The sequence below is a fragment of the Lysinibacillus sp. GW823-FHT02G10 genome, assembly GCF_058797135.1.
In genome coordinates this window covers 1-1442 of sequence record NZ_JBXAJI010000024.1, presented here as the reverse complement: position 1 = coordinate 1442, position 1442 = coordinate 1, and the positions used below count along the sequence as shown (strand labels likewise).

The 1442-nt window shown below is 42.4% G+C and carries 1 protein-coding gene; it reads left to right on the top strand.

Annotated features, from left to right (window positions below; translation table 11 throughout):
• Positions 1-1442, top strand: a 1442-nt coding sequence (locus AC1RFD_RS22300; RefSeq protein WP_492475285.1) for a M20/M25/M40 family metallo-hydrolase, incomplete at both ends; no start/stop codon positions are given.

Below are 1442 nucleotides of genomic sequence, written 5' to 3'. Positions count from 1 at the left end.
GAAAATAAATTTGCCTTTCGACTAAAAGATAAATTGTTAACGCTTCCATATTTTGAGAAGCACCCAGACTTGATTGAATTACATGATGCAGGACTTGGCAGAAATGCAGTGACAGCCTTCTATAAGCATCAAACCGCAACTGAAACCGTTGTGTTAATCAGTCACTTCGATACCGTGCATACGGAGGAATATGGTGAACTAGAGCCGTTAGCCTTTTCTCCAGAAGAACTAACGAAAAAGCTAATGGAACCTAAATACCTAAAAGATTTACCAGAGGCAGCTCGCATTGATTTGGCGTCTGGGAATTATTTATTTGGACGCGGCACAATGGATATGAAAATGGGTCTTGCCTTACACATGCAGTTGATCGAAAAGGCAAGCTTTGAGCAATGGCCGATTAATTTAATTTTAACAACGGTCCCTGATGAGGAAGTCAACTCTGCTGGTATGAGAGCGGCTGTTGTGGAACTGGTGAGACTGCGGGAACAGCATGGCTTAACCTATAAATTATTTTTAAATAGTGAGCCATCGTTTTCACAAGGGCCTTCGGATACGAATGAATATATTTATTCAGGTACAATTGGTAAAATCATGCCTGCTGCTTTGTTCTACGGAAAAGAGACACATGTTGGTGAGCCATTAAAAGGGATGACGGCTCCCTTTATCGCTTCCTATATGACACAGCATATGGAGTGGAATCCCCTTTTCCGTGAAACAGATTTAGGCGAAAGCACACCACTACCCGTCTCTCTACAATTAAAAGATTTAAAAATGGAGTATTCTACACAAACACCATACCGTGCGGCGGCACTTTACAATGTCTTTTTGTTAAAACGTACAGCGGCTGAGGTGATGGCTATTTTTGAGGAAGTTGCGTTACAGGCAATGGCTGCTTGCAATGCGCACTATCAGGACATTTGTACACGCGAAAATGTGCAGGGTGTGGGCAAGGTAAAGGTCTTACGCTACGAGGCATTATTGGAGCATGCGATCCATAAGTTAGGAGCTGAGGAAGTACAAGCGATTAAGCACCAGGTTCAGCAGCATCCTGCATGGGATGATCGTGAAAAATCCATTCGTATTGTGGATCAGCTCATGATTCGCTGTCAGGAATTAGCACCTGCCACAGTTCTGTTATATGCACCACCTTACTATCCAGCCATTAATTCATCCAACCATCCATTAGTGAAACAGTCGATTGAATTAATGAAGCAAACAGCTCAAACATTTGATATTGAGGTGGAGCAGATCCACTACTTTAACGGAATTTGTGATTTAAGCTATGTCAATTATTCAGATGCATCCAATGAGTGGCTAGCATTTGAACGGAACACACCTGTATGGGGCGATACGTATCATATTCCATTCAAAGAGATGGCGGCATTACAAGGTCCTGTCTTAAATGTCGGTCCATTTGGTAAGGATGCCCATCAAAAAACAGA